14 protein-coding genes and 3 tRNA genes are annotated in these 22242 nt (G+C 72.8%); 12 read left to right on the forward strand and 5 right to left on the reverse strand.

What is annotated here, in order from left to right; translation table 11 throughout:
- Window positions 1-40 precede the first annotated feature (40 nt).
- Entirely contained in the window at window positions 41-283 is a 243-nt protein-coding gene (locus ACWGI6_RS01265) for a hypothetical protein (protein ID WP_453265575.1), read from the reverse strand.
- 305 nt (window positions 284-588) lie between these two features.
- Between ACWGI6_RS01265 and ACWGI6_RS01270 the strand changes: the two genes are divergently transcribed.
- On the forward strand, window positions 589-2238 hold the full coding sequence (locus ACWGI6_RS01270; protein WP_453265576.1) for a long-chain fatty acid--CoA ligase: 1650 nt from the start codon (window positions 589-591) through the stop codon (window positions 2236-2238).
- A 236-nt stretch (window positions 2239-2474) separates the two neighbouring features.
- On the opposite strand, the gene ACWGI6_RS01275 is transcribed toward ACWGI6_RS01270, so the two are convergent.
- Window positions 2475-6842, reverse strand: a complete 4368-nt coding sequence (locus tag ACWGI6_RS01275) for a PAS domain-containing protein (protein WP_453265577.1) — start codon at window positions 6840-6842, stop codon at window positions 2475-2477.
- A 192-nt stretch (window positions 6843-7034) separates the two neighbouring features.
- Window positions 7035-7844 (reverse strand): SSI family serine proteinase inhibitor, encoded by an 810-nt coding sequence (locus tag ACWGI6_RS01280; RefSeq protein WP_453265578.1) that lies wholly within the window; start codon window positions 7842-7844, stop codon window positions 7035-7037.
- Window positions 7845-8008: 164 nt separating this feature from the next.
- Between ACWGI6_RS01280 and ACWGI6_RS01285 the strand changes: the two genes are divergently transcribed.
- From ACWGI6_RS01285 to ACWGI6_RS01300, 4 genes are all read left to right on the forward strand, one after another.
- Window positions 8009-8099, forward strand: a tRNA-Ser gene (locus ACWGI6_RS01285).
- A 572-nt stretch (window positions 8100-8671) separates the two neighbouring features.
- The gene (locus tag ACWGI6_RS01290; protein WP_453265579.1) at window positions 8672-9343 is read left to right on the forward strand and encodes an HD domain-containing protein; all 672 of its coding nucleotides are present in this window, start codon (window positions 8672-8674) and stop codon (window positions 9341-9343) included.
- Between the two features lie 133 nt (window positions 9344-9476).
- Window positions 9477-9549 (forward strand) — tRNA-Arg (locus ACWGI6_RS01295).
- A gap of 719 nt (window positions 9550-10268) precedes the next feature.
- Window positions 10269-10342: transfer RNA gene (locus tag ACWGI6_RS01300), tRNA-Met, on the forward strand.
- A gap of 72 nt (window positions 10343-10414) precedes the next feature.
- Here ACWGI6_RS01300 and ACWGI6_RS01305 read toward each other — a convergent pair.
- Window positions 10415-11206: an NAD(P)H-dependent oxidoreductase gene (locus ACWGI6_RS01305; RefSeq protein ID WP_453265580.1), complete on the reverse strand. Its 792-nt coding sequence runs from the start codon at window positions 11204-11206 to the stop codon at window positions 10415-10417.
- Window positions 11207-11277: 71 nt separating this feature from the next.
- Between ACWGI6_RS01305 and ACWGI6_RS01310 the strand changes: the two genes are divergently transcribed.
- The 3 genes from ACWGI6_RS01310 (at window position 11278) to ACWGI6_RS01320 (ending at window position 14782) form a co-directional block, all read left to right on the forward strand.
- Window positions 11278-12345: a GlxA family transcriptional regulator gene (locus ACWGI6_RS01310; RefSeq protein ID WP_453265581.1), complete on the forward strand. Its 1068-nt coding sequence runs from the start codon at window positions 11278-11280 to the stop codon at window positions 12343-12345.
- A 299-nt stretch (window positions 12346-12644) separates the two neighbouring features.
- Window positions 12645-13550, forward strand: a complete 906-nt coding sequence (locus ACWGI6_RS01315) for a DUF2797 domain-containing protein (RefSeq protein WP_453265737.1) — start codon at window positions 12645-12647, stop codon at window positions 13548-13550.
- Between the two features lie 356 nt (window positions 13551-13906).
- Window positions 13907-14782 carry an amidohydrolase family protein gene (locus ACWGI6_RS01320; RefSeq protein WP_453265582.1) on the forward strand — a complete coding sequence of 292 codons (876 nt, stop codon included), beginning with the start codon at window positions 13907-13909 and terminating at the stop codon, window positions 14780-14782.
- A gap of 155 nt (window positions 14783-14937) precedes the next feature.
- Here the strand turns inward: ACWGI6_RS01320 and ACWGI6_RS01325 are convergent, their stop codons facing one another.
- The gene (locus tag ACWGI6_RS01325; RefSeq protein WP_453265583.1) at window positions 14938-15489 is read right to left on the reverse strand and encodes an NADPH-dependent FMN reductase; all 552 of its coding nucleotides are present in this window, start codon (window positions 15487-15489) and stop codon (window positions 14938-14940) included.
- A 480-nt stretch (window positions 15490-15969) separates the two neighbouring features.
- Here ACWGI6_RS01325 and ACWGI6_RS01330 point away from each other — a divergent pair, with 480 nt between their 5' ends.
- The 4 genes from ACWGI6_RS01330 to ACWGI6_RS01345 all read left to right on the forward strand — a co-directional run bounded on the left by ACWGI6_RS01330 (window position 15970) and on the right by ACWGI6_RS01345 (window position 22165).
- Complete coding sequence (locus ACWGI6_RS01330; protein WP_393904358.1) at window positions 15970-16725, forward strand: response regulator transcription factor; 756 nt, start codon at window positions 15970-15972, stop codon at window positions 16723-16725.
- Between the two features lie 202 nt (window positions 16726-16927).
- Window positions 16928-18388, forward strand: a complete 1461-nt coding sequence (locus ACWGI6_RS01335) for a sensor histidine kinase (RefSeq protein WP_453265584.1) — start codon at window positions 16928-16930, stop codon at window positions 18386-18388.
- A gap of 160 nt (window positions 18389-18548) precedes the next feature.
- The gene (locus ACWGI6_RS01340; RefSeq protein ID WP_453265585.1) at window positions 18549-19871 is read left to right on the forward strand and encodes a glycosyltransferase; all 1323 of its coding nucleotides are present in this window, start codon (window positions 18549-18551) and stop codon (window positions 19869-19871) included.
- Window positions 19868-22165 carry an ArnT family glycosyltransferase gene (locus tag ACWGI6_RS01345; RefSeq protein WP_453265586.1) on the forward strand — a complete coding sequence of 766 codons (2298 nt, stop codon included), beginning with the start codon at window positions 19868-19870 and terminating at the stop codon, window positions 22163-22165. The genes ACWGI6_RS01340 and ACWGI6_RS01345 overlap by 4 nt, the downstream gene beginning before the upstream one ends.
- Window positions 22166-22242: the final 77 nt, after the last annotated feature.

The raw sequence follows: 22242 nt of genomic DNA on the forward strand, positions 1-22242 counted from the left end.
GCGGCCGGCCGGACCGCCGGAGAGCGGCGGCCGCCGCGCCTCAGGACCTGCTGCCGGCGTGGGTGAAGACCGGCTTCCCGCCGCCGGAGATCACCCCTCCGCCCATACCGGCGACGGGATCGAACTGCCCGCCGAACAGCGGCCGGCCGAGTGACGGGCCGTCGCCGGAAGGCCGGTGGGCCGGTGCGGCCTGCGGCGCCGCCTGAGCGACACCGGACGCCGCGAGTACACCGGCACCGCCCAGGGCGGCAAGGACGAGGAAACGACCGAGGTGGGGGCGCATGGGACGCTCCTTCAGTAGAGGAAACCGAGTAGCCGAATAACCGAGTGACCGGGTGCCGGGTAACGACGGCACGGGCCACCAGGGGCTCCCACGGGGCCGGCCGGGCGAATCGGCCACCGGGCGGGCGGGTGCACGACGCCACGAGGGGGCTCGCGGCCCGTTGCCGCGCGCCCGGGGGTGATCCGGGCATGGCCACATTCCGCCCCGAGCGGGTAAGAACACACCTCGGAGGGCGTGACATACCAGCCGGTATGCATCGACAATCTCAGCACCACTACCCGCCCGTAACACCGCGGAGGCATCCGGTGCTCAGCACGATGCAGGACGTACCGCTCACCGTCTCGCGAATCCTGGCCCACGGGTCGACGGTTCACGGTGAGTCGCAGGTCATCACCTGGACCGAGGGAGATCCGCACCGGCGCACCTTTGCCGAGGTCGGCCGCCGGGCCGCACAGCTGGCCCATGCGCTGCGCGACGAGCTGTCCGTGGCCGACGAGGAACGCGTCGGCACGCTCATGTGGAACAACGCGGAGCACTTGGAGGCCTATCTCGCGATCCCCTCCATGGGGGCGGTGCTGCACACACTCAATCTGCGGCTGCCCGCCGAGCAGCTGGTGTGGATCGTCAACCACGCCGAGGACCGGGTCGTGCTCGCCAACGGCACCCTGCTGCCGCTGCTCGCCCCCTTGCTGCCGCAGCTGCCGAACGTCGAGCACATCGTGGTCGTCGGCCCCGGCGACCACTCCCTGGTGGCGGGCGGCCCGGCGCGGGTGCACGACTACGAGGAGCTGATCGCCCGGCGGCCGGAGAGCTACGACTGGCCGGAGATCGACGAGCGGGAGGCCGCGGCGCTCTGCTACACCTCGGGGACCACCGGCGACCCCAAGGGCGTGCTCTACAGCCACCGTTCGCTCTATCTGCACTCGATGCAGGTCAACACCGCCGAGGCGTTCGCGCTCACCTCGCGTGACATCACGCTCCCCGTCGTGCCGATGTTCCACGTCAACGCCTGGGGCCTGCCGCACGCCGCCTTCATGGCCGGCGCCTCACTGCTGATGCCGGACCGCTTTCTGCAGCCCGCGCCGCTCGCCGAGATGATCGAGACCGTACGTCCCACCATCGGCGCCGCCGTGCCCACCATCTGGCAGGGCCTGCTCGCCGAACTCGACGCCACGCAGCGCGATGTCTCCTGTCTGCGCACCGTCGTCATCGGCGGCTCCGCCTGCCCGCCCGCCCTGATGCGCGGCTTCGAGGAGCGGCACGGCATCCGCGTCGTGCACGCCTGGGGCATGACCGAGACCTCCCCGCTGGGCACCGTCGCCCACCCGCCGGCCGGAGTCAGCGGCGACGACGAGTGGGCCTACCGCGCCACCCAGGGCCGCTTCGCCGCCTCCGTCGAGGCACGGCTGATCGGCCCCAACGGCGAACGGCTCCCCGGCGACGGCAAGGCCGCGGGCGAGCTGGAGGTCCGCGGCCCGTGGATCGCCGGCGCCTACTACGGCGGCGCGCAGGGCGAACCGCTGCGCCCCGAGGACAAGTTCAGCCCCGACGGCTGGCTGCGCACCGGCGATGTCGGCACCATCACCCCGAACGGCTATCTGACGCTGACCGACCGCGCCAAGGACGTCATCAAGTCCGGCGGCGAATGGATCTCCTCGGTCGAGCTGGAGAACCATCTGATGGCCCACCCGCATGTCGCGGAGGCCGCGGTGGTCGCCGTACCGGACGACAAGTGGGGCGAGCGGCCGCTGGCGACGGTGGTGCTCACCCAGGGCGCGACCATCGGGTACGAGGAGCTGAAGGCGTTCCTCGGTGAGCGGATCGCGCGCTGGCAGCTGCCGGAGCGGTGGGCGGTGATCCCGGCGGTGCCCAAGACGAGCGTGGGGAAGTTCGACAAGAAGGTGCTGCGCCGGCAGTACGCGCAGGGCGAGTTGGAGGTGACACTGCTGGCGTGAGCCGTTGGCCGGGCGCCCGCGGCACGGGCGCCCGGCCGGGCTGTCCGTACGGCCGGTCGGGCTGTCCGTACGGGCTCGGCCGGTCCGCATACGGGGTCCGGCCGGCCCGGAGAGGGCGCTCCGCCGGGCCCGTAAGGGGCTCCCGGCCGCCGCCCGTAGGGATGTCCCCGGCGACCGTCGTCCCGGGCCGGCCGCCGGCCCGTCTCAGGCCTCCGGCCGGCCCCTGCCGACCGTGGTCAGTTCGTGCCGATCTTGGACAGCAGGTCGACGATCCGGGCCTGCACCTCGGCGCTCGTGGAGCGCTCCGCGAGGAAGAGCACCGTCTCGCCGGCGGCCAGCCGCGGCAGCTGCGCCGGGTCCATGTCGGAGGAGGTGTAGACGACCAGCGGCGTGTGGTCGAGCAGACCGTTGGCACGCAGCCAGTCGACGATCCCGGCCCGTCGGCGGCGTACCTGCATCAGATCCATCACGACCAGATTCGGCCGCATCTGCGTCGCGAGGGTGACCGCGTCGCTGTCTCCGCCGGCCCGTGCGACCTGCATCCCGCGCCGCTTCAGCGACATGGTGAGGGCGCCCGCGATGTCGTCGTTCTGCTCGATCAGCAGCACCCGCGGCGGATGGACCTCACTGTCGCGCGGGGCCAGCGCCTTGAGGAGGACGGCCGGGTCGGCGCCGTACGCGGCCTCCCGGGTGGCCTGCCCCAGCCCGGCGGTCACCAGCACGGGAACCTCGGCCGCGCCCGCGGCCTGGCGCAGCGACTGCAGCGCGGTACGGGTGATCGGCCCGGTCAGCGGGTCGACGAAGAGCGCCGCCGGGTATGCGGCGATCTGGGCGTCCACCTCTTCGCGGGAGTTGACGATCACCGGGCGGTAGCCGCGGTCGCTCAGCGCCTGCTGGGTGGCGACATCCGGCGCCGGCCAGACCAGCAGCCGACGCGGATTGTCCAGCGGCTCCGGCGGCAACTCGTCGTCCATCGGCATCGGCTGACGGTCCATCACCTCTATGGCGCCGTTCGGGCCGTCCAGCGGCTCGGGACCCTCGCTGCCCTCGTCGGGCGCGGAGATGGCAAAGGCCCGGCCCTCGCCGGCGTCCATCAGATGTGGCTGCGGCTGGGGCTGGGCGGGGGTCTGGTGAGGGGCCGGCGGCCTGGGCTGTTGTTGCTGAGGCTGCGGTGCATTGGGGCGCGGACGCGCCTGGGCCGGCAGGGACTCGGCGGCCGTCGCCCGCTCGCCCTCCTGCGGCGGCGCGGCGAGCTTACGACGGCGGCCCGAACCGGCGGACGTACCGCCGGGCGGCGTGCTGCCGGGAGGCACCGGCGCGCGCTGCTGATCGGCGATCTGTTGGGCGAACGGCACCCCCTGCCCGAGCGTGCGCACGCTGAACGCCCGCCCGTGGGAGTGTCCCGCGGCGTGCGCATCGTCCTCGGCCGCGGGCGGCAGCGGCTGACGGTGCGGGGCCGCGGCGGGTCCGCCCTGCGGCGGCACGGGCGGCCGGCCCGCGGCCTCTTCGGCGGGGCTGGGGCGACCGCGCCGACGGCCGGTGGGGGCGGGAGCGTCGGGTGCCCGGGGGTCTTGCGGGGCGGCGGGGGCGTGGTGCGGCTGAGGCACGTCGGGCGCTTGGGGTGCACCGGCGTCCTGGGTCGGGACGATGCCGGGCGCCGTGCCGGTGGCCGTATCCGTCGCCTCCGCCGGTTCGGTGGGCTGCGCCACCAGCCCCTCCGGGCCCGCCACGAACGTGCCGGACGACTCGGAATCGGCCATGGCGGCCGCCGCGCGCTCCTCGGCCGCGGCCCGTCTGGCCCGCCGCCGGCCGGTCGGCTCCCCGTCCCACTCGCCTTGCGCCGCACCGGAGTTGACGGCTGCTTCCAGCTCGTACCCCGGCTGTCCACCGGGCATCGACCCCTCCGGGCCGTTGGCAACCGGCCGACGCGCCCGACGGCGCCCCGTGCCGATGCCGTCCTGTGGCCCGGTGGCTTGTGCGGGCACCTGGTCGGCGGTCACGGGCGACGACTGCGGGGTCCGGTCCGCCGCGGCGGGCGGCAGCGCAAAGGCGGTACGCGCACCGGCCTGCTGCGCCCCCGAGGAGGCGGCCGCGGATGCCCGGCCACCCTGCGCGGTCCGCTCGGGGGCCTCGGCCAGCGCCCGGCGCGCCCGCCGACCGCTCGGCTGTACGGGGCCCAGGCCCTGGGGTCCGACCGGGGCCGGTGCCTGACCGGGAATGTGCGGCTGCCCCGGAGCCGGGGTCTGCCCCGACGCCGAGCTCTGCCCGGGAATCTGCGGACGGGCCGGAACCGGAGCCGATCCGGCCGCGGAGGCCGGAGCCGATGTCTGCGCGTCGGCCGGTGGCGTCGCGGGCCGCTGCGTACCGGCTGCCGTGCCACGGCCCTGGGTGCCCGCCGCGGGTCCGTGTCCCGGCTGCTGTCCCGATGTCTGGTTCGTTCCGGGGGGGAGCGCGGGCAGCCCGCCGCCCTCCGGGGTGCCCTGCCGGGCCCGGCGCCGTCCGGTCGGCGGTACGGACTCGGCCCCCGCCATGCCCGGCGGCAGCCCCGTACCGTCGGCGGCAGGGCAGCCGCCCTGCGTACCCTGCGCGGCATCACCGTGCTGCGGATGAGCCCCCCGGCCGCCCTCGGCCGCCCCGGGGCCCGTCTCACCCTGCGGTCCGTCGCCCACGGCACCGTGCGGAACACCGGCCTTTGGCCCGGCACCCGCTCCCGTGGCCGGTCCGCCCGATGGCGTGCCCTGCTCCGCGCCGGAGTGCCGCGCACGGCGACGACCGGTCGGCTGCGCCCCGCCCGTCTGGGCCGGCACCGCCACACCGCGCTCCGCACCACCGCCACCGAGCGGCTCACCGGACCCGCCGGACCCGCCGGGCCCACCGTCACCACCGGGCCCACCGTCGCCACCGGGGTGGCCCTCGCCGCCCTCGTGACCCTCGCCGTCCGGCTCCTGGTCACCGTTGCCCGCGTCCGCCGCGTTGCCCCGGGTGCCCCGCGCATGGGCAGCCGGTACCGGCATCACCGTCGTCTCGTTGCCGGTCGGCCCGTCCATCCGGTCCGCACCGCCCGTCGCACCGTCCACCGTCGTGCCGTCCGCCGCCACCGGTAGCTCCAGCACATACGCGCTGCCGCCCGCGCCGGGCCCGCCGCCGGGCACCTCATGCGTCTGCATCAGCCCGCCGTGCTGCCGCACGATCCCGCGGACGATCGGCTCATGGACCGGGTCGCCGCCACCGAACGGGCCGCGCACCTCGATCCGTACGACATCACCGCGCTTGGCCGCCGCCACCACGATCGTCGAGTCACCGGGGATCGGCCCCGAACGCCCGCCCGCGGCGGCCTCACCGGCCGGCATCCGGCCCGTCGAGTCCACCCCCGCGACATCCGCGATCAGATGGGACAGCGCCTGGGCGATCCGCTCCGCGTCGACCGTCGCCTCTATCGGCGGCGCATGCACCGCGAACTGCGCCCGGCCCGGCCCGATCAGCTCGATCGCGCCCTCCACGCCCGCCGCGACCACGCCGTCCAGCGAAACCTTCGTGCGGTTGAGCTTCTCCTTGCCGGAGTCCAGCCGCTGATAGCTCAGGACGTTGTCCACCAGCGTCGTCATCCGGGCATGGCCGGCCGCGAGGTGGTGCAGGATCTGGTTCGCCTCGGGCCAGAGCTGGCCGGCCGGGTCGGAGGCGAGCGTGCCCAGCTCGCCCTTCAGCTCCTCCAGCGGCCCGCGCAGCGCCTGGTCGAGCACCGCCAGCAGCTGGGTGTGCCGGGCGGCCAGCGAGTCGTACGCACGGCGGTCGGTGAAGGTCATCACCGCGCCGACGAGCTGATCGCCGTCCCGCACCGGCGCCGTGGTCAGATCGACGGGCACCGCCCGCCCGTCCTTCCCCCACAGCGCCTGCCCGCGCACCCGGTGCTTGCGCCCGGACTTGAGGGTGTCGGCCAGCGGAGTGTCCTCCCACGGCAGCGCCGAGCCGTCCGCCCGCGAGTGGTGGATCAGCGGATGCAGCTCCTTGCCGCCCAGCTCGCTCGCCCGGAACCCCAGGATCTGCGCGGCGGACGGATTGACCAGGACGACTTTGCCCTCGCCGTCGACACCGACCACGCCCTCGGCCGCGGCCCGCAGAATCATCTCGGTCTGTCGCTGCTGGCGGGCCAGCTCGGTCTCGGTGTCCAGCGTCCCGGTCAGATCACGGACGACGAGCATCAGCAGCTCATTGCCCGTGTAGCCGTTGCGGTGATCGGCGTACGCGGCCTCGAAGGCGGACTCGTACGGAGTGCGGCCGTCCTCCAGGTTGGCGCTGGTCACCTCGACCAGCAGCTCGGTCCCGTCCGTACGCCGCGCGACCATACGGGTCGGCTTCGTCCGGCCGCCCTCGGTGTCCTCGTCGTGGCGCCGCATGGAGCCCGGAATGCGCTTGGAGTCGAAGGAGGGCAGCAGATCGAGCAATCCGCGCCCCACCAGGGCCGTGCCCGGCGCTTCGAAGGTCTCCAGCGCGATGGAGTTGGCGTTGACGACCGTGCCGTTGCAGTTGACGAGCAACAGCGCGTCGGGGAGGGCGTCGAGTATGGCTGCGAGGCGAGCAGCGCCTCGGGATGGCCTGCTGCTCACGACGACGCTTCCTCCCTGTTACCGCACCTTGCCGACCCACCGTGGCGGATCGCTGGAATGGAGTCTACGGGCACTTGCCCCAGGCGCGGAGGCGGATGACGAGGAGCTAATGCCACGGCCTTGTGCGACTCACCGCACGCCCGACATGTGCCCCTCGTCCTGACCTGGCGCGCTACTACGGCACGAACCGGGTCATGAACGGGTCGATGGGAGCAGGGGTTCGAAGCGGCTCCAGCGGCTGATCTCACACCCATTGGTGCGCCGGAAATCTGCGTTGACGGGACGCCCCGCCCAGGTTCCGGTGACATGCGCGGTGGCCGGGCCGCCGTACATCATCGTGCAGTTCACGCCCTGCGGTACGGGAGCGAACGGGTCTTTGCCCCACTTCGTCATCCCGTCCAGCTTGTCGCAGGCGCGCTTGACGTGACGGTGGTTGCCGCCGCCCGGGTGGCAGTACAGCTCGAAGGTGCCGTTGGCGGCCGCCGAGCCCGAGTGGTGGACGGTGACGGTGAGGTGATCGGTAGGCGCGTGGTCGCGAACCGGTGTGCCGTGGTCGACACGTGCGTCGTGATCGACGGGCGTGACGCGACCGACGGGTGTGCCGTGATCGACGGGTGTGCCGTGACCGACGGGCGTGCCGTGATCAACGGGTGTGCCGTGGCCGGTGAGGCCGTGGTGATCGGCGGTCGGGTGGTGACCCGCGCCGATGATGCCGTCCCCGGACCAGTGGTACGGCAGCGGGATCGGCGCGGCCGACGCGGCGGGCGCCGCCAGGGCCAGCGCCGCGGTGACGGAGACGACGGACACGGCGGCGATGGTGGAGACGCGGCCCGCGGCGGCCGTGGTGGCGGTCAGGCGGGTCACGGCCGAGGTGGCGGCGCTGGCGGCCGCGGCGAAGAGGGATGACGTCCGGCGGTGCGGCATCACAGGCTCCAGAGAGGCGAGTGCGGGGCGGTACGCGGTACGTACACGCCGGGGGCGCACGACGACGCGAGTCGCCACGGCCCCGACACCTCTAACGCGCCGCCGCCCCCGACGTTGCGCTGCAGGAACGTCTTTGCCGGGTGGCCCGCGCGCCTAGTACCGTAGGGGGCGATTGGTGACAGCCCTGGGAGCTGTGCCATCATCTGGACACACCACAGCGTGCCTGCGCGCGTGGGGTGTGTGGAGGCGTCGCCTAGTCCGGTCTATGGCGCCGCACTGCTAATGCGGTTTGGGGCTTACCCCCCATCGAGGGTTCAAATCCCTCCGCCTCCGCTCTTCTTCGTTCAGGCCCCGGTCCTCACCGACCGGGGCCTGCACGCTTTTACCCGCCTCCGCAGCGATCTTCTCTCCACGCCCGCAAAGCAATCCCCTCCGTACGGACGCGAGGCGATCTCCTGCGTATGGCCGCGAGGCGGTCTCCTGTACGGACGCGAGGCGGTCTCTTCCGTGCACGGCGCCGGAGCTACCCGCACGGGGCGATCTACGCTGCGCCTCCCGCCCGAGGTGCCGCTGCGTTCCCCGCCCGACGAGCTGCTGTGGTCCCCGCCCGACGGCTGCTGCGTCCTCCGCCCGAGGTGCCGCAGCGTTCCCCCGGACCGAGGTGCTGCTGTCGCGCCGCCCGACGGCTGCTGCGTCCCCCCGGGCCCGACCCCCGCCCCCGCCGGCCGTCCTGGATCCGCCATGACCGTCCCCTACGGGCCGCCGCGCCCGTTCTCTCCCCCGCCGCCACCACACGCCGACCGCGTGGCCCTCACCACCGCTCCCCACCGTCCACTGTCCACATCCGCGGCCAACCGGCCCCCGCGCACCGGGCGGAATCCGACCGCCCACGCCACCCTGGACCCATGGCACCTCAAGACCGCTCGCCCTCGTCGGACGCCGGTTCCGCCATCGGCGGCATCCCCGTCCCCGACAGCAAACTCGCCCGGGAGGCGACCGAGCTGATCCGCGATGTCACCGATGACCTGATCTACCACCACTCCCGCCGCGTCTACCTCTTCGGCGCCCACCACGGCCACCGGCACGACCTGGACTTCGACCCGGAGCTGCTCTACGTAGGAGCCCTCTTCCACGACCTCGGTCTCACCGAGAAGTTCCGCACCTCCCAGCAGCGCTTCGAGCTCGACGGCGCCGACGAGGCCCGCGCCTTCCTGGCCGCCCGCGGCATCCCCGCGGACCGCGCCCGCCTGGTCTGGGAGGGCATCGCCCTGCACACCACCCCGGAAATCCCGCACCACATGGCCCCGGAAGTGGCCCTCGTCACAGCCGGCGTCGAACTCGACGTCCTCGGCATCGGCTACGACACCCTCCCCGCGGAAACCCGCGAGGCCGTCGTCGCCGCCCACCCACGCCCCGACTTCAAACGCCGCATCCTCCGCGCCTTCCACGCCGGCCTGGCCCACCGTCCCCAGACCACTTTCGGCAATGTGAAGGCCGACGTCCTGGACCGCTTCGAAGAGGACTACACCCGCCCGAACTTCGTCCGGATCATCGAGGACTCCCCCTGGCCCCAGTAGCTTCCCAAACCCCGCCAGAAGCGCGTTTTCGCAGGTCAGAAGTGCTGCGAGTAATGGATTTCGCCTCACGCCGCAGGTCATGTAATGTTGTTCCCGCAACGCCGACCGGCAAGAAAAACCGCCGGAAAGCCAAGCGCTCGTAGCTTAACGGATAGAGCATCTGACTACGGATCAGAAGGTTGCAGGTTCGAATCCTGCCGAGCGCACAGCAGGTCAAAGCCCCCGCCGGGTAATCCGGGCGGGGGCTTTGTCGTGCTGTAGAGCGGTGAAGTACGGCAACCGGGTCAGCCGGTACCGCCCCTCGCTTCGGAGGGCTTGTCCGGGCTTGTGCGGACCTCGTGTGAGTGCCGCCGGTTGTGCCGAGCCGCCTTCGGGTACGGCCAAGGGCGAGTGACGGGTGTGCGGTGTGGCCCAGGAGCCCGTTCCTGCAGCGCCCGTACGTCGCTGCGGGGGCGGAGAAGCCGACGTGACCAACTGGACCAGCCCACGGCGCGCGTCAGTTGTGGCTGCTCAGCCGTTGACGCCGCCGGCCGCCCGGGGACGTTGCCCCGACCTTCGCGCAGCCTTGGGAGACGTCGAGCCGGGGCGATGCGGAGTACGGCTCCAGGCTCCATCGAGGGTCTGTCCGGTTGGCGGGCAGGGCATGGGTCGGGCCCGAAGTGGGGCGGAGTCCCCGTCGAGGGGGTGTGGGGCATATGGGGTAGATTGTCCGGCTTGAGCCCGGTGAGTTGGTTGCGGACGTGGCCGGCGGTCACCTGGGTCGGTTCGGCGGCAGCGTTGCGCGAGGGAGGGCAGGTGTGGGTGCGGAGTGCGTCAACCGGCTGGCTGTGAAGGTGAGTTGAGAGGGGGTGGTGTGGGTGTGGGGTGGCGGTGAGGGAAACGATTAGGCATTGGTGGGGGAGTGGCGTAATGTTCAGTTCATCGACGCGGGGTGGAGCAGCTCGGTAGCTCGCTGGGCTCATAACCCAGAGGTCGCAGGTTCAAATCCTGTCCCCGCTACTGAAAAGCCGCAGGCCCAGTGGATTCCATTCCACTGGGCCTGCGGCTTTTGTGCGTGCGGGTGCCTGCGGGTCAGTCGTGGACCGGTGGCGGCGGGGCCGTGTAGTGGGCGGCCGGGCCGGTGTGGGGGCGGGCCAGGTGGGGGCGGAGGAGCAGGTCGTCGTCGTAGTCACCGTCGTTCTGGTGGCGGAAGGGCAGCGGCTCGGTGGTGGGGAGGGTGTGCAGGCGCTCGCGCAGGCGGGTGGCGGCGGTCGCGTAGGCGGTGGGGGTGGTGCGGTCCGCGCCGGGGATCAGGAGGGGCGGGACGACGGAGATCCCGGTGTACCAGAGGGTGCCGTGCTGGAGGGGGAAGAGGAGGTCGTTGAGGTCTCCGTTGACGCCGCGCGGGCCGAGGGTGGCGGCGCGGGCGCCGGCGGTGGTGATGACCATGGCGCGCTTGCCGGTGAGTTTGCCGTCGCCGTAGCGCTGGGGGCGGCCGGTGGCGGGGTCGGTGATGCCGAAGGCGAAGCCCTTGACGAAGACGCGGTCGAACCAGCCCTTGAGGATGGCCGGCATGCCGTACCACCACAGGGGGAACTGGACGATCAAGGTGTCGGCCCAGGCGAGTTTCTGCTGTTCGGCGCGGATGTCGGGGGCCAAGTGACCGGCCGAGTAGGCGCACTCCGAGGCCGCCCCGATGAGCAGGCGGTCGGCCGGGTCGTGGTCGTAGTCGGCGGCATCGACCACCGGGTTCCACTTCATGGCGTACAGGTCGGAGACGCGGTACTCGTGGCCGTGGGCGTCGAGGGTGCGCAGTCCCTCGGCCTTGAGGGCGCCGCTCAGGGAGCGCTGGTCGGGGTGGGCGAACAGCCAGAGGACCTTCATGTCCTCCACTGTCCCGGGAGCGGTGGGCGAGATCGAGTGGCCCGATGGTCATGATGTGTAAGGATCGGGCCATGAGTGTGGTGGAGAGCGGCAGCGGTAGTGGTGGTGGGCATGTGCCGGCGGTTCCGGGGGGCGGGCGGCCGCACCGGGTGGTGGTGCTGGTGCGGGACGGGATGCTGCCGATCGAGGTGGGAATCGTGCACCGGATCTTCGGGGAGGCCCGGTCGGCGGACGGGGAGCGGCTGTACGAGCTGGTGACCTGTGCGCTGGAGCCGGGTGAGGTGCGTACGGACACGGATTTCACGGTGAATGTCGCGCACGGGCCGGAGGCGCTGGCGGCGGCCGACACCGTGGTCGTGCCGGCGTCCGGGACGGACTACGGACGGGGGGAGGGGCGGGGCACCGGGCGGCTGAATCCGGCGATGGCCGCAGCGCTGGGCCGGATACGGCCCGGGACCCGGATCGCGTCGATCTGTACGGGGGCGTTCGTGCTGGCCGCGGCCGGGCTGCTGGACGGGCGGCGGGCGACCACGCACTGGCGGTCGGTGGACGACTTCCGCCTGTTGTACCCGGCCGTCGAGCTGGATGCGGATGTGTTGTACACGGACGAGGGCGATGTGCTGACCGCGGCGGGGGTCGCCTCCGGGATCGATCTGTGTCTGCACATGGTCCGGTGCGATCACGGGGCGGCGGTGGCCAACGACGTGGCGCGGCGGACGGTCGTGCCGCCGCACCGGGAGGGCGGGCAGGCGCAGTACATCCGGCGGCCGGTGCCGGAGCCGCAGGTGTCCTCCACGGGGGTGGCGAGGGCCTGGGCGCTGGAACATCTGGACCGGCCGCTCAGCCTGCGGGAGCTGGCGGCGCGGGAGTCGATGAGCGTACGGACCTTCACCCGGCGGTTCCGGGAGGAGGTCGGGATCTCGCCGCTGCAGTGGCTGACGCAGCAACGGATCGAGCGCGCCCGGCAGTTGCTGGAGGAGACGGAGCTGACGGTGGACCGGATCGCGGCGGAGGCGGGCTTCGGGACGGCGGCCTCGCTGCGGATGCATCTGCAGTCGGCGCTGGGGGTGTCGCCGCGGGCCTATCGGAGCACGTTCCGGGGGCCGGGGAGTGGGGGTGACGGCGGGCTGGTGGCGTGAGGTCTGGTGCGGGGTGAGGCCGGGGGCTGGGTGCGGGGGTGGGGACGGTGCGTGTGGGGTGCCGGGGTGCCGAGGTGCTGCTGGGCGGTGGGCGCTGGGGGGTGCTGCGGGGCGTTGTGGGGGGCGTCGGTCCGAGGCCGGACGGGGACTTGCGTGCGGGCGGCGTTGTCAGTGGGTGGTCGTACGCTGGCGGTGTGTGGCGATGTATGGGACCGCGCTGGTCAGGCGGCGGGCCGGAGCCGGCGGGGCGGTTCGGGCAGCGGCTCGGCTGGTACTGCGCCGAGCGGGGCGAGGAGCGGGTGAGCATGCTCCCCGCGGGCAAGGTGCTGGCGTTCGCCGCGCAGGGGGAGCGGCGCTGTCTGGGCGTGCGGCGGGCCGGCCGCTGGATCGTGTGTCCGTACGGTGCGGAGCTCGACGGTGCGAGTGCCAAGGACCAGTGCGCGCGGTGCGCCCAGCTGGACCGGTCGCGTTCGGTGGCTGCGGACACCATGGCCGATGATCCGCGCCCGTACGGCGTCTACCTCGCGTACTTCGGCCCCGGCCTGCTCAAGGTGGGGATCACGGCCGTCGAGCGCGGCCCGGCCCGGCTGGTGGAGCAGGGGGCGGTGGCGTACGCATGGCTGGGGCGCGGGCCCTTGATGGCGGCGCGGCGGGCGGAGGCGCTGCTGGGGAGCGCGCTGGCGGTACCCGACCGGTTGGCGAAGGCGGCGAAACGGACGGCTCGTGGGGCGCTGCCCCCGGTGCCGGACCGGGCCGCGGAGCTGGCTCAACTACATGCGGCGGCCCGGGAGTTGCCGGGCTGGCCGGAGGCGTTGCGGCCGGTGGAGTTCGCCTGTGCGGACCATACGGAGCTGTTCGGGCTCGACCGTATTCCGGGGGCGGTGGCTGAGCTGGGCGGGATGACGTCCGGGGCGGAGATCGTGGGGGAGGTGCTGACCGGGGTGGGGTCCGATGTGTATCTGCGGTTGGCGGGGGGCGGGGAAGGGGGAGGAGCGGCCGGGGCCGCTGCTGGGAAGGGCCGAGCCGGTGGGACGGGCGGGTCCGGTGGGGTGGTTGTGGTGATGGATGCGCGGGTGTTGTCCGGGTGGGTGCTGGGGGCGGCTGTGGGGCGGGTGACGACGGTGCCGGTGCGGGACGCGGTGCCGGGGGCGGGGGAGCGGGCGGGGGAGGAGAGGGAGAAGGGGCGCCAGGAAGGGTTGTTCTGAGAGGGGTAGTTCGGCTGGGGGCGGGGTCCGGATCGAGTGGGCTCGTGGGGGGAGAGGGCGCGGGCCCGGTGGCGGGTGGGGCTTGCGGGGCTCGCCGGGGAAGCGGTTGAGGGGGTTGTTCCGGGCCGGGTCGGGGCGTTTAGATGCCATGTGCAGGTAGATCGCGGGTCCGGTGGGCTGAGCACGGTGCGGTGGCTGAGTGCGTTGCGCTGGCTGAGTGCGTGGTGGCGGCTGAGCGCGTTGTGTCGGCTTGCGCAGGGTAGGGCGTCGCGGATGCGGTCGTGGTGAGCGGTACCGGATTGGTCGGAGCCGTAAGGGACGTAAGGGATGTAAAGGACGTAAGGAGAGGGCCTGGCGTGGCGGATGGTGATGAGCGGGTCGGCGCATTCTGGCGGGAGTTGGGGCTGCCGGGGCTGATCGATGTGCATACGCACTTCATGCCCGAGCGGGTGATGGCGAAGGTCTGGGCGTACTTCGACGCGGCCGGGCCGCTGGTGGGGCGGGCGTGGCCGATCGCGTACCGGTTCGAGGAGGACGAGCGGCTGGCGGTGCTGCGTGGCTTCGGCGTGCGGGCCTTCACGTCGATGGTCTATCCGCACAAGTCGGGGATGGCGCAGTGGCTGAACGGCTGGGCGGCCGACTTCGCCTCCCGGACGCCCGACTGTCTGCGGACCGCGACATTCTTCCCGGAGGACGGCGCTGCGGCATACGTGCGTGCCGAACTGGAGGGCGGGGCACGGGTCTTCAAGGCGCATGTGCAGGTGGGCGGGTACGACCCGGCCGATGCGCTGCTCGACCCCGTGTGGGGTGCCCTCGCGGAGGCGGGGGCGCCGGTGGTCATCCACTGCGGGTCGGGTCCGGCGCCGGGCAAACACACCGGGCCCGAGCCGATCGGGCGGCTGCTGGCCCGCCATCCCCGGCTGCGACTGATCATCGCGCACATGGGGATGCCGGAGTACGTCGACTTCCTGGACCTTGCGCAGCGCTATCCGGGCGTGCACCTCGATACGACGATGGCCTTCACGGACTTCTCCGAGCGGACCGCGCCCTTCCCGCGGGCGGAACGCGGCCGGCTCACGGACCTCGGCGACCGGGTGCTGTTCGGCAGCGACTTCCCCAACATCCCGTATGGGTACGCGCATGCGCTGGAGGCGGTTGCCCGCCTGGAGCTGGGCGAGGAGTGGTTGCGGGGGGTCTGTTACGGGAATGCGGCGCGGTTGTTCGGGGTGTGAGCCGCGAGTCGGGGCGGGGCCGGCGGCCGCTTCGTCCAGGGGAGGTAAGCGGCGGAGTGCTGGGTGCTGAGGGCCTTCTGGGCGTGAGTGGGGCGCAGTTCGGCGCGGTCAGGGCCGTCCGGGCGTGGGGCGCGCAGTTCAGAGGTTCAGCGCGTTCAGGGCCGTTCGGACGTGAGGGGGGCGGCGGCTGCGGCCAGATGAGACAGGGCCGCGCGCAGATCGGACAGGGTGGCCTCGTCCGTCACGCGATCCGTAGTGGGATCGATCTTCGGGCCGATGGCGGGGATTTCGCGGCAGGCGGCCGTGACGACCTCGCCGGTCATCATGCGCAGGGTCTCGCGGAGCTGGGCGTTGGCGTGGTCGCCGCCGGTCGGGAACGGCGATGCGGTGATCACCGCGATCGGCTTGGTGACGCATTCGCCGCTGCTGACCAGCCAGTCGAGGGCGTTCTTCAGGACACCGGGGACACCGTGCGCGTACTCGGGGCTGACGACGAGCAGGGCGTCGGCCGTCGCGACCGCGGTGCGCAGGGCGGCTACCGGGGCGGGGGGTGTGGCGTCCTCGCCGTCCAGGTCGGGGTTGAAGTGCGGGAGCGTGCCGATGTCCGCGGTGGCGGTCGGGCCGTCCCAGAAGGCGAGAGCGGAGCGCAGCACCGCGCCGTTGGAGGAGCGCGCACGCAGACTGCCGGAGAGGGCGAGGAGTCTCATGGGGTGACGGTATACGCGGTACGCCGCACGGGATGGGGCGGTGCGGGCGGAGGGAGGAGAGGGGCGCGGCGGCCGGTTGCCGGAGCACCCCGCGGGCTTTCCGTATGGCGGTGAAAGTGCTGGTCAGAGCGATTGTCAGTGGCAGGTGCGATGCTTAAGGAGTGGTGATCGACCTGGACCGCGCGGGGGGCGGCCCAGGTCGGTCAAGGGCCGGGGAGCCGGGGCCGGGTGGGGCTCGAACGGGGGCCGGCAGGGGGTTGGCGGGGGCCAACGGCGGCCGGTGAGGGGTGGGGTGAGGGGGTGGGCAGGGGGCCCGGGGGAGGGGGGCGAAGCCCGCGAGGGGAGGCCGCGGCCCCCGGGCGCGGGACCAAGCACGGGGAATTCTCAGGAGATTCACAGGAAGGCGCAAGGGAGCTCTCAGGGGGGCGGGTCAGGATCACGGGCATGACCGTGACTTCGTCGTCCTCAGCGTCGTTTCGTATGCCGGCTTCGGCCTCGTCCTCCAGGGGCGCGCCCGGAAAGCAGCCGGAGCTGTTGCGGCCCGACGGCAGCCCCGTGCGGGTGCTGGTCGTGGACGACGAGTCCTCGCTCGCGGATCTGCTGTCGCTCGCCCTGCGCTACGAAGGGTGGGACATCCGCGCGGAAGGGGACGGCGCGGGAGCGCTGCGCTGCGCCCGTAGTTGGCGGCCCGATGCGGTGCTGCTCGATGTGATGCTGCCGGACATGGACGGGCTGACGGTGCTCGGACGGTTGCGGCGGGAACTGCCGGATGTGCCGGTGCTGTTCCTGACCGCCAAGGACGCGGTCGAGGACCGGATCGCCGGGCTGACGGCGGGCGGCGACGACTATGTCACCAAGCCGTTCAGCCTGGAAGAGGTGGTGGCCAGGCTGCGGGGGCTGCTGCGCCGGGCGGGGGCGGCCGCCGCGCGGAGCGAGTCGCGGCTGACCGTGGGCGATCTGGTGCTCGACGAGGACAGCCATGAGGTCTGGCGGGACGGCCAGGAGATCCATCTGACCGCCACCGAGTTCGAGTTGCTGCGCTATCTGATGCGCAACCCGCGGCGGGTGCTGAGCAAGACCCAGATCCTCGACCGGGTCTGGAGCTATGACTTCGGCGGCCAGGCCAACGTCGTGGAGCTGTATATCTCGTATCTGCGGCGGAAGATCGACGCGGGGCGGGCGCCGATGATTCACACCCGGCGCGGCGCGGGCTACCTCATCAAGCCGGGTGGGTAGGCCGGTGCCTCGCACCTCGGCCACCGGACCGGCCGGTCCTGGTACCCCGGCCACCCCGGCCACCCAGGCCACTCCCGCAGGCCCGGCCACCGCAGCCCCGGCATCCGCCCCGGCACCCCCCGTACCCTCGACACCCCCCACAGGCCCCGCCACTCCAACCCCCACTCCCCGCCGCCGCTGGTCGCTCCGGACCCGGCTCGTCGTGTCGGCGGTTGCGCTGATCGCTGTCGTCGGGGCCGTGATCGGCACGGTGACGACCATTGCGCTGCACTCCTATCTGCAAGGGCAGCTGGACCACCAGCTGCGGGATTCCGTGAACCATGCCCAGGGCGGCCCGCGGCCGCATGATCCCCGGCGTACGCGGACCCTGGACTTCGTGGCGATGGGCGGTCAGCCCCTGGAGACGGTGGGGGCGCTGTTCGGACCCGACGGCATGGCCAAGGACGGCGCCAGGCTGAACAACTCGACCAACCGGCTGCCCGGGGATCGGCTGGCGCCGCTGTCCGAGGTGCAGGTCGCGGCGCTGAACACGGTGCCGCGGGACGGCAACCCGCACACCGCCGACCTGCCGGGGCTCGGTGACTACCGGGTGATGTCCGCCAGGGACGGCTCGCTGGCGCTCGGTCTGCCGCTCGGCAAGGTGCAGGACACGGTCAGCCAACTGGTGGTCATCGAGGAGTGTGTGACGGTCGCCGGGCTGATCGCGGCCGGCATCGCCGGTTCCACCATGGTCGGCATCGCCCTGCGGCCCCTGCGCCGGGTCGCCGCCACCGCCACCCGGGTCTCCGAACTCCCGCTGCACCAGGGCGAGGTGGCGCTGCATGTCCGGGTGCCGGTGTCCGAGTCGGACGGCCGTACGGAAGTGGGGCAGGTCGGTGCGGCGCTGAACCGGATGCTGGGGCATGTCGGCTCGGCGCTCTCGGCCCGTCAGGAGAGCGAGATGCGGGTGCGGCGGTTTGTCGCCGACGCCAGCCATGAGCTGCGGACGCCGCTCGCCTCGATCCGGGGCTATGCCGAGCTGACCCGGCGTGGACGGGAGCAGCCAGGGCCGGAGACCCGGCACGCCCTGGGGCGGATCGAGTCGGAGGCGGAGCGGATGACGGGGCTGGTGGAGGACCTGTTGCTGCTCGCCCGGCTCGATTCCGGGCGCCCGCTCTCGTACGAGAGCACGGATCTGTCGCCGCTGGTGGTGGATGCGGTGAGCGATGCGCGAGTGGCGGGGCCCGGTCACCGGTGGCGGCTGGAGCTGCCCGATGAGCCGGCATTGGTGTGCGGCGACGGCGGGCGGCTGCACCAGATCTTGGTGAATCTGCTGGCCAATGCCCGTACGCATACGCCCGAGGGGACCACGGTGACCGCGCGGGTGCGCACTGCCGGCCGTACTGCCGGGCGTCGCGACGTCGTCCAGTTGGAGGTGGAGGACGACGGGCCCGGCATTCCGGCCGCTCTCCTCCCGCATGTCTTCGAGCGGTTCGCGCGGGGTGACGCCTCGCGTTCGCGTGCCGCCGGGAGCACGGGGCTCGGCCTCGCCATCGTGCAGGCGGTGGTTGCCGCGCACGGTGGCACGGTCGGGGTCGGCAGTGTGCCGGGGCGGACGGTCTTCACGGTGACCCTGCCGACGGCGGCGGTGGCCGCCTCTCAGGCACCGGCGCCTGGAGGCTAGGCACCGCCCAAGGGAGGAGGCCAGGTACCGCCCACGGGAGGGGCCAGGCACCGCCCAAGGGACGCTACGGACCGGCCGCGGGACCGCAGGTACTCCCCTCACAGCCAGAACACAGCCTCAGCACACGGCCATGACAGCGCGGTTGGCGAATGTCGTCCCCATGACAACGACACAGCCGCCCCGCACCCCGCTGGGCTCCCTGCCACCGCGCGAGCATCTGCGGCTCGGTCAGATCGCGACCGTCCTCGATGTGGTGATCCCCGTCTACAACGAGGAGCGCGATCTCGAACCGTGTGTGCGGCGGCTGCACGAGCACCTCGCCCGCACCTTCCCGTACGGCTTCCGCATCACCATCGCCGACAACGCGAGCACGGACCGTACGCCGGAGGTCGCCGCCGTGCTCGACGACGCGATCGACGAGGTCACGGCGGTACGGCTGGAGCAGAAGGGGCGCGGGCGGGCGCTGCGCACCGTGTGGTCGCTCTCCGAGGCGCCGGTGCTGGCCTACATGGACGTCGATCTGTCCACCGACCTCAACGCGCTGCTGCCGCTGGTCGCCCCGCTGATCTCCGGGCATTCGGACCTGGCGATCGGCTCCCGGCTCAGCCGCAGTGCGCGGGTGGTGCGCGGCCCGAAGCGGGAGTTCATCTCGCGTATGTACAACCTCATCCTGCGCGGCTCGCTCTCCGCACGCTTCTCCGATGCACAGTGCGGGTTCAAGGCCCTCCGCGGCGATGTCGCCGCGCGGCTGCTGCCGATGATCGAGGACACCGGATGGTTCTTCGACACCGAGATGCTGGTGCTCGCGGAGCGGGCCGGGCTGCGGATCCACGAGGTGCCGGTGGACTGGGTCGACGACCCCGACAGCACCGTGCAGCTGGTGCGGACGGCCACCGACGACCTCAAGGGCGTATGGCGGGTGGGGCGGGCGCTGGCGACCGGCGCGCTGCCGCTGGACCGGCTCGCCCGGCCGTTCGGGGACGACCCGCGCGACCGTGAGCTGTCCGGGGTGCCCGGCGGCCTGGCCCGTCAGCTCGTCGGCTTCTGTGTCGTCGGCGGGCTCAGCACCCTGCTCTATCTCGGCCTCTACTCCCTCTTCCGGCTCGGGGTGGGGCCCCAACTCGCCAATGCGGCAGCGCTGTTGGTGTCCGCCCTGGCCAATACGGCGGCCAACCGGCGGCTGACCTTCGGGGTGCGGGGCCGGGACCGGGCGGTCCGGCACCAGGCCCAGGGGCTGGTGGTCTTCGCCATCGGGCTGGCGCTGACCAGCGGCTCCCTGGCCGCCCTCGACGCCGCCGGCGGCGACTCCTCGCACGGCACCGAACTCGCGGTGCTGGTGGCCGCCAACCTCGCGGCGACGGTGCTGCGGTTCCTGCTCTTCCGCGCCTGGGTCTTCCCGGACCGTGAGCGGCGCGACGACGCCGGCGCACCGCAGCAGCCCACCACGCCCGACCACCACGACCTGACCAGGAGCGTTCGATGACCCCGCCCCCGTCCGCCACGCCGGCCCAGCCGTCGTATCGGCCCCCGCTCACCTCGCGCGGACGAGCGCCGGCATCGGTCGCCGCTCCCGGGGCGGCGCCGGAGCCCGCCTCCGATCCGCGCTGGGCGCGGCCCGCGCTGCTGGCGTTGTTGCTGGTCACGGCCGCGCTCTACCTCTGGAGCCTGTCCTCCTCCGGTTATGCCAACCAGTTCTACTCGGCCGCGGTGCAAGCCGGCAGCGAGAGCTGGAAGGCGTTCTTCTTCGGTTCCTCCGACGCGGCGAACTCCATCACCGTCGACAAGCCGCCGGCCGCGCTGTGGCCGATGGCGCTGTCCGTACGGCTCTTCGGGCTCAGCTCGTGGGCGATCCTGGTGCCCGAGGCGCTGATGGGTGTGGCGACGGTCGGGGTGCTCTACGGGGCGGTACGGCGGCGGTTCGGTGCGGGGGCGGGGCTGCTGGCCGGCGGGGCGCTGGCCGTGACGCCGGTCGCGGCGCTGATGTTCCGGTTCAACAACCCCGATGCGCTGCTGTGTCTCCTGATGGTCTGTGCGATCGCCGCCGTCCTGCGGGCGCTTGAGGACGGCCGTACGAAGTGGCTGGTGCTGGCCGGGGTCTGCTTCGGCCTGGGCTTTCTCACCAAGACGCTGCAGGCGTGGCTGATCCTGCCGGCGCTCGCGGTGATCTATGTCTGGTGCGGGCCGGTGGCGCTGCGCCGGCGGTTCGGGCAGCTGCTGCTCGCGGGGCTGGCGATCGTGGTGTCCGGTGGCTGGTGGGTGGCGGTCGTCGAGCTGTGGCCGGCGTCCTCGCGCCCGTACATCGGCGGCTCGCAGCACAACAGCTTCCTGGAGTTGACCTTCGGCTACAACGGCTTCGGGCGGATCAGCGGCAATGAGACCGGCAGTGTCGGCGGGGGCGGTGGCCGTCCCGGTGGCGGTGGCGGTGGCGGATGGGGGGAGACCGGGGTCACCCGGCTGTTCTCGTCCGACATGGGCGGGCAGATCTCCTGGCTGCTGCCTGCGGCGCTGATCCTGCTGGTCGCGAGCGTGTGGGTGCTGTGGCGGGCCCGGCGCGCGACCGATGCCGAACAGGCCGGTCAGCGGGCGGAGTTCCTGGTGTGGGGCGGCGCGCTGCTGATGACCTTCACGACCTTCAGCTTCATGTCCGGGATCTTCCACCAGTACTACAACATCGCGCTGGCCCCGTATATCGCGGCGCTGGTCGGGATGGGCGCGACGCTGTTGTGGCGGCGCGGCGGGCGGGCCGCCTCGCTCGTGCCGGCCGTGACGGTCGCAGTGACCGCCGGATGGTCGTACGTGCTGCTGAACCGGTCGCCGGACTGGCTGCCGTGGCTGCGCTGGACGGTGGTGGCCCTCGGTCTGCTGTCGGCGCTGGGGCTGCTGCTGCCGGTACGGGCGGGAGCGTCGGCGCGGAACGAGGAGCAGGCGGCGCGGGACGGGGAGCAGGCACGGGGCGGAGCGCCGGAACGCTCCCCGCTGCGGACGGGCCGACGCCTCGCGGTGCTGGCGGCCGGGCTCGGGGTGGCAACGGCGCTGGCCGGTCCGGTCGCGTACACGCTCCAAACGGTCAACACGCCCAAGAGCGGGTCGATCATCACCGCCGGCCCCACGGTGCGAGGCGGCATGGGCGGGCCCGGCGGCCGCTTCCCCGGTGGCGGGCGGCCCGGGGTGTGGCGTGGCAACAACGGCGGCATGCCGGGCGGCCCGGGCCAGGGCCAGGGCGGACCCCAGGGCAACAACCAGGGCGCCAAGCAGGGCAACAGCCAGGCCGCCAACCCGGGCCGGTTCCCGGGGCAGGGCGCCGGTGGCCGGAACCAAGGCGGTCGGCGGGGCTTCCCCGGCGGCATGGGCGGCTTCGGTGAGCGTGGCGCCGGGCGGGTGGGCGGCATGGGCGGTCTGCTCAACGGCAGCAAGGTGAGCACCCAGGCCAAGGCGCTGCTGGAGAAGGATGCAGGGGACTACACCTGGGCCGCCGCGGCGATCGCCTCGCAGAATGCGGCGAGCTACCAACTCGCCACCGAGAAGCCGGTGATGGCGATCGGCGGCTTCAACGGGAGTGACCCGTCGCCGACCCTCGGCCAGTTCAAGAAGGAGGTCGCGGACGGAAAGATCCACTACTTCATCGCGGGCGGGCAGGGCGGTCCCGGTGGTGGGAAGGGCGGCCCTGGCGGCGGCCGGGGCGGCGGCTCGTCGAAGATCACTTCCTGGGTGGAGAAAACCTTCCGGAAGGTCACCGTCGGCAGTGCCACCTTCTACGACCTGACCCGGAAGGCCTGACCGGGACCCGGAAGGCCCGACCGGGACCCGGAAGGCGTGACCCGGGAGCTGACTCCGAGGGCATGAGTCGGAAGGCC

It is taken from the genome of Streptomyces sp. NPDC054786 (assembly GCF_053611685.1).

What these genes read in the sequence shown, in the direction of transcription:
- ACWGI6_RS01265 (WP_453265575.1), bottom strand. Translation starts at nt 283, where the DNA reads ATGCGCCCCCACCTCGGTCGTTTCCTCGTCCTTGCCGCCCTGGGCGGT.
- ACWGI6_RS01290 (WP_453265579.1), top strand. Translation starts at nt 8,672, where the DNA reads ATGGCACCTCAAGACCGCTCGCCCTCGTCGGACGCCGGTTCCGCCATC.
- ACWGI6_RS01305 (WP_453265580.1), bottom strand. Translation starts at nt 11,206, where the DNA reads ATGAAGGTCCTCTGGCTGTTCGCCCACCCCGACCAGCGCTCCCTGAGC.
- ACWGI6_RS01310 (WP_453265581.1), top strand. Translation starts at nt 11,278, where the DNA reads ATGAGTGTGGTGGAGAGCGGCAGCGGTAGTGGTGGTGGGCATGTGCCG.
- ACWGI6_RS01325 (WP_453265583.1), bottom strand. Translation starts at nt 15,489, where the DNA reads ATGAGACTCCTCGCCCTCTCCGGCAGTCTGCGTGCGCGCTCCTCCAAC.
- ACWGI6_RS01330 (WP_393904358.1), top strand. Translation starts at nt 15,970, where the DNA reads ATGCCGGCTTCGGCCTCGTCCTCCAGGGGCGCGCCCGGAAAGCAGCCG.
- ACWGI6_RS01340 (WP_453265585.1), top strand. Translation starts at nt 18,549, where the DNA reads ATGACAACGACACAGCCGCCCCGCACCCCGCTGGGCTCCCTGCCACCG.
- ACWGI6_RS01345 (WP_453265586.1), top strand. Translation starts at nt 19,868, where the DNA reads ATGACCCCGCCCCCGTCCGCCACGCCGGCCCAGCCGTCGTATCGGCCC.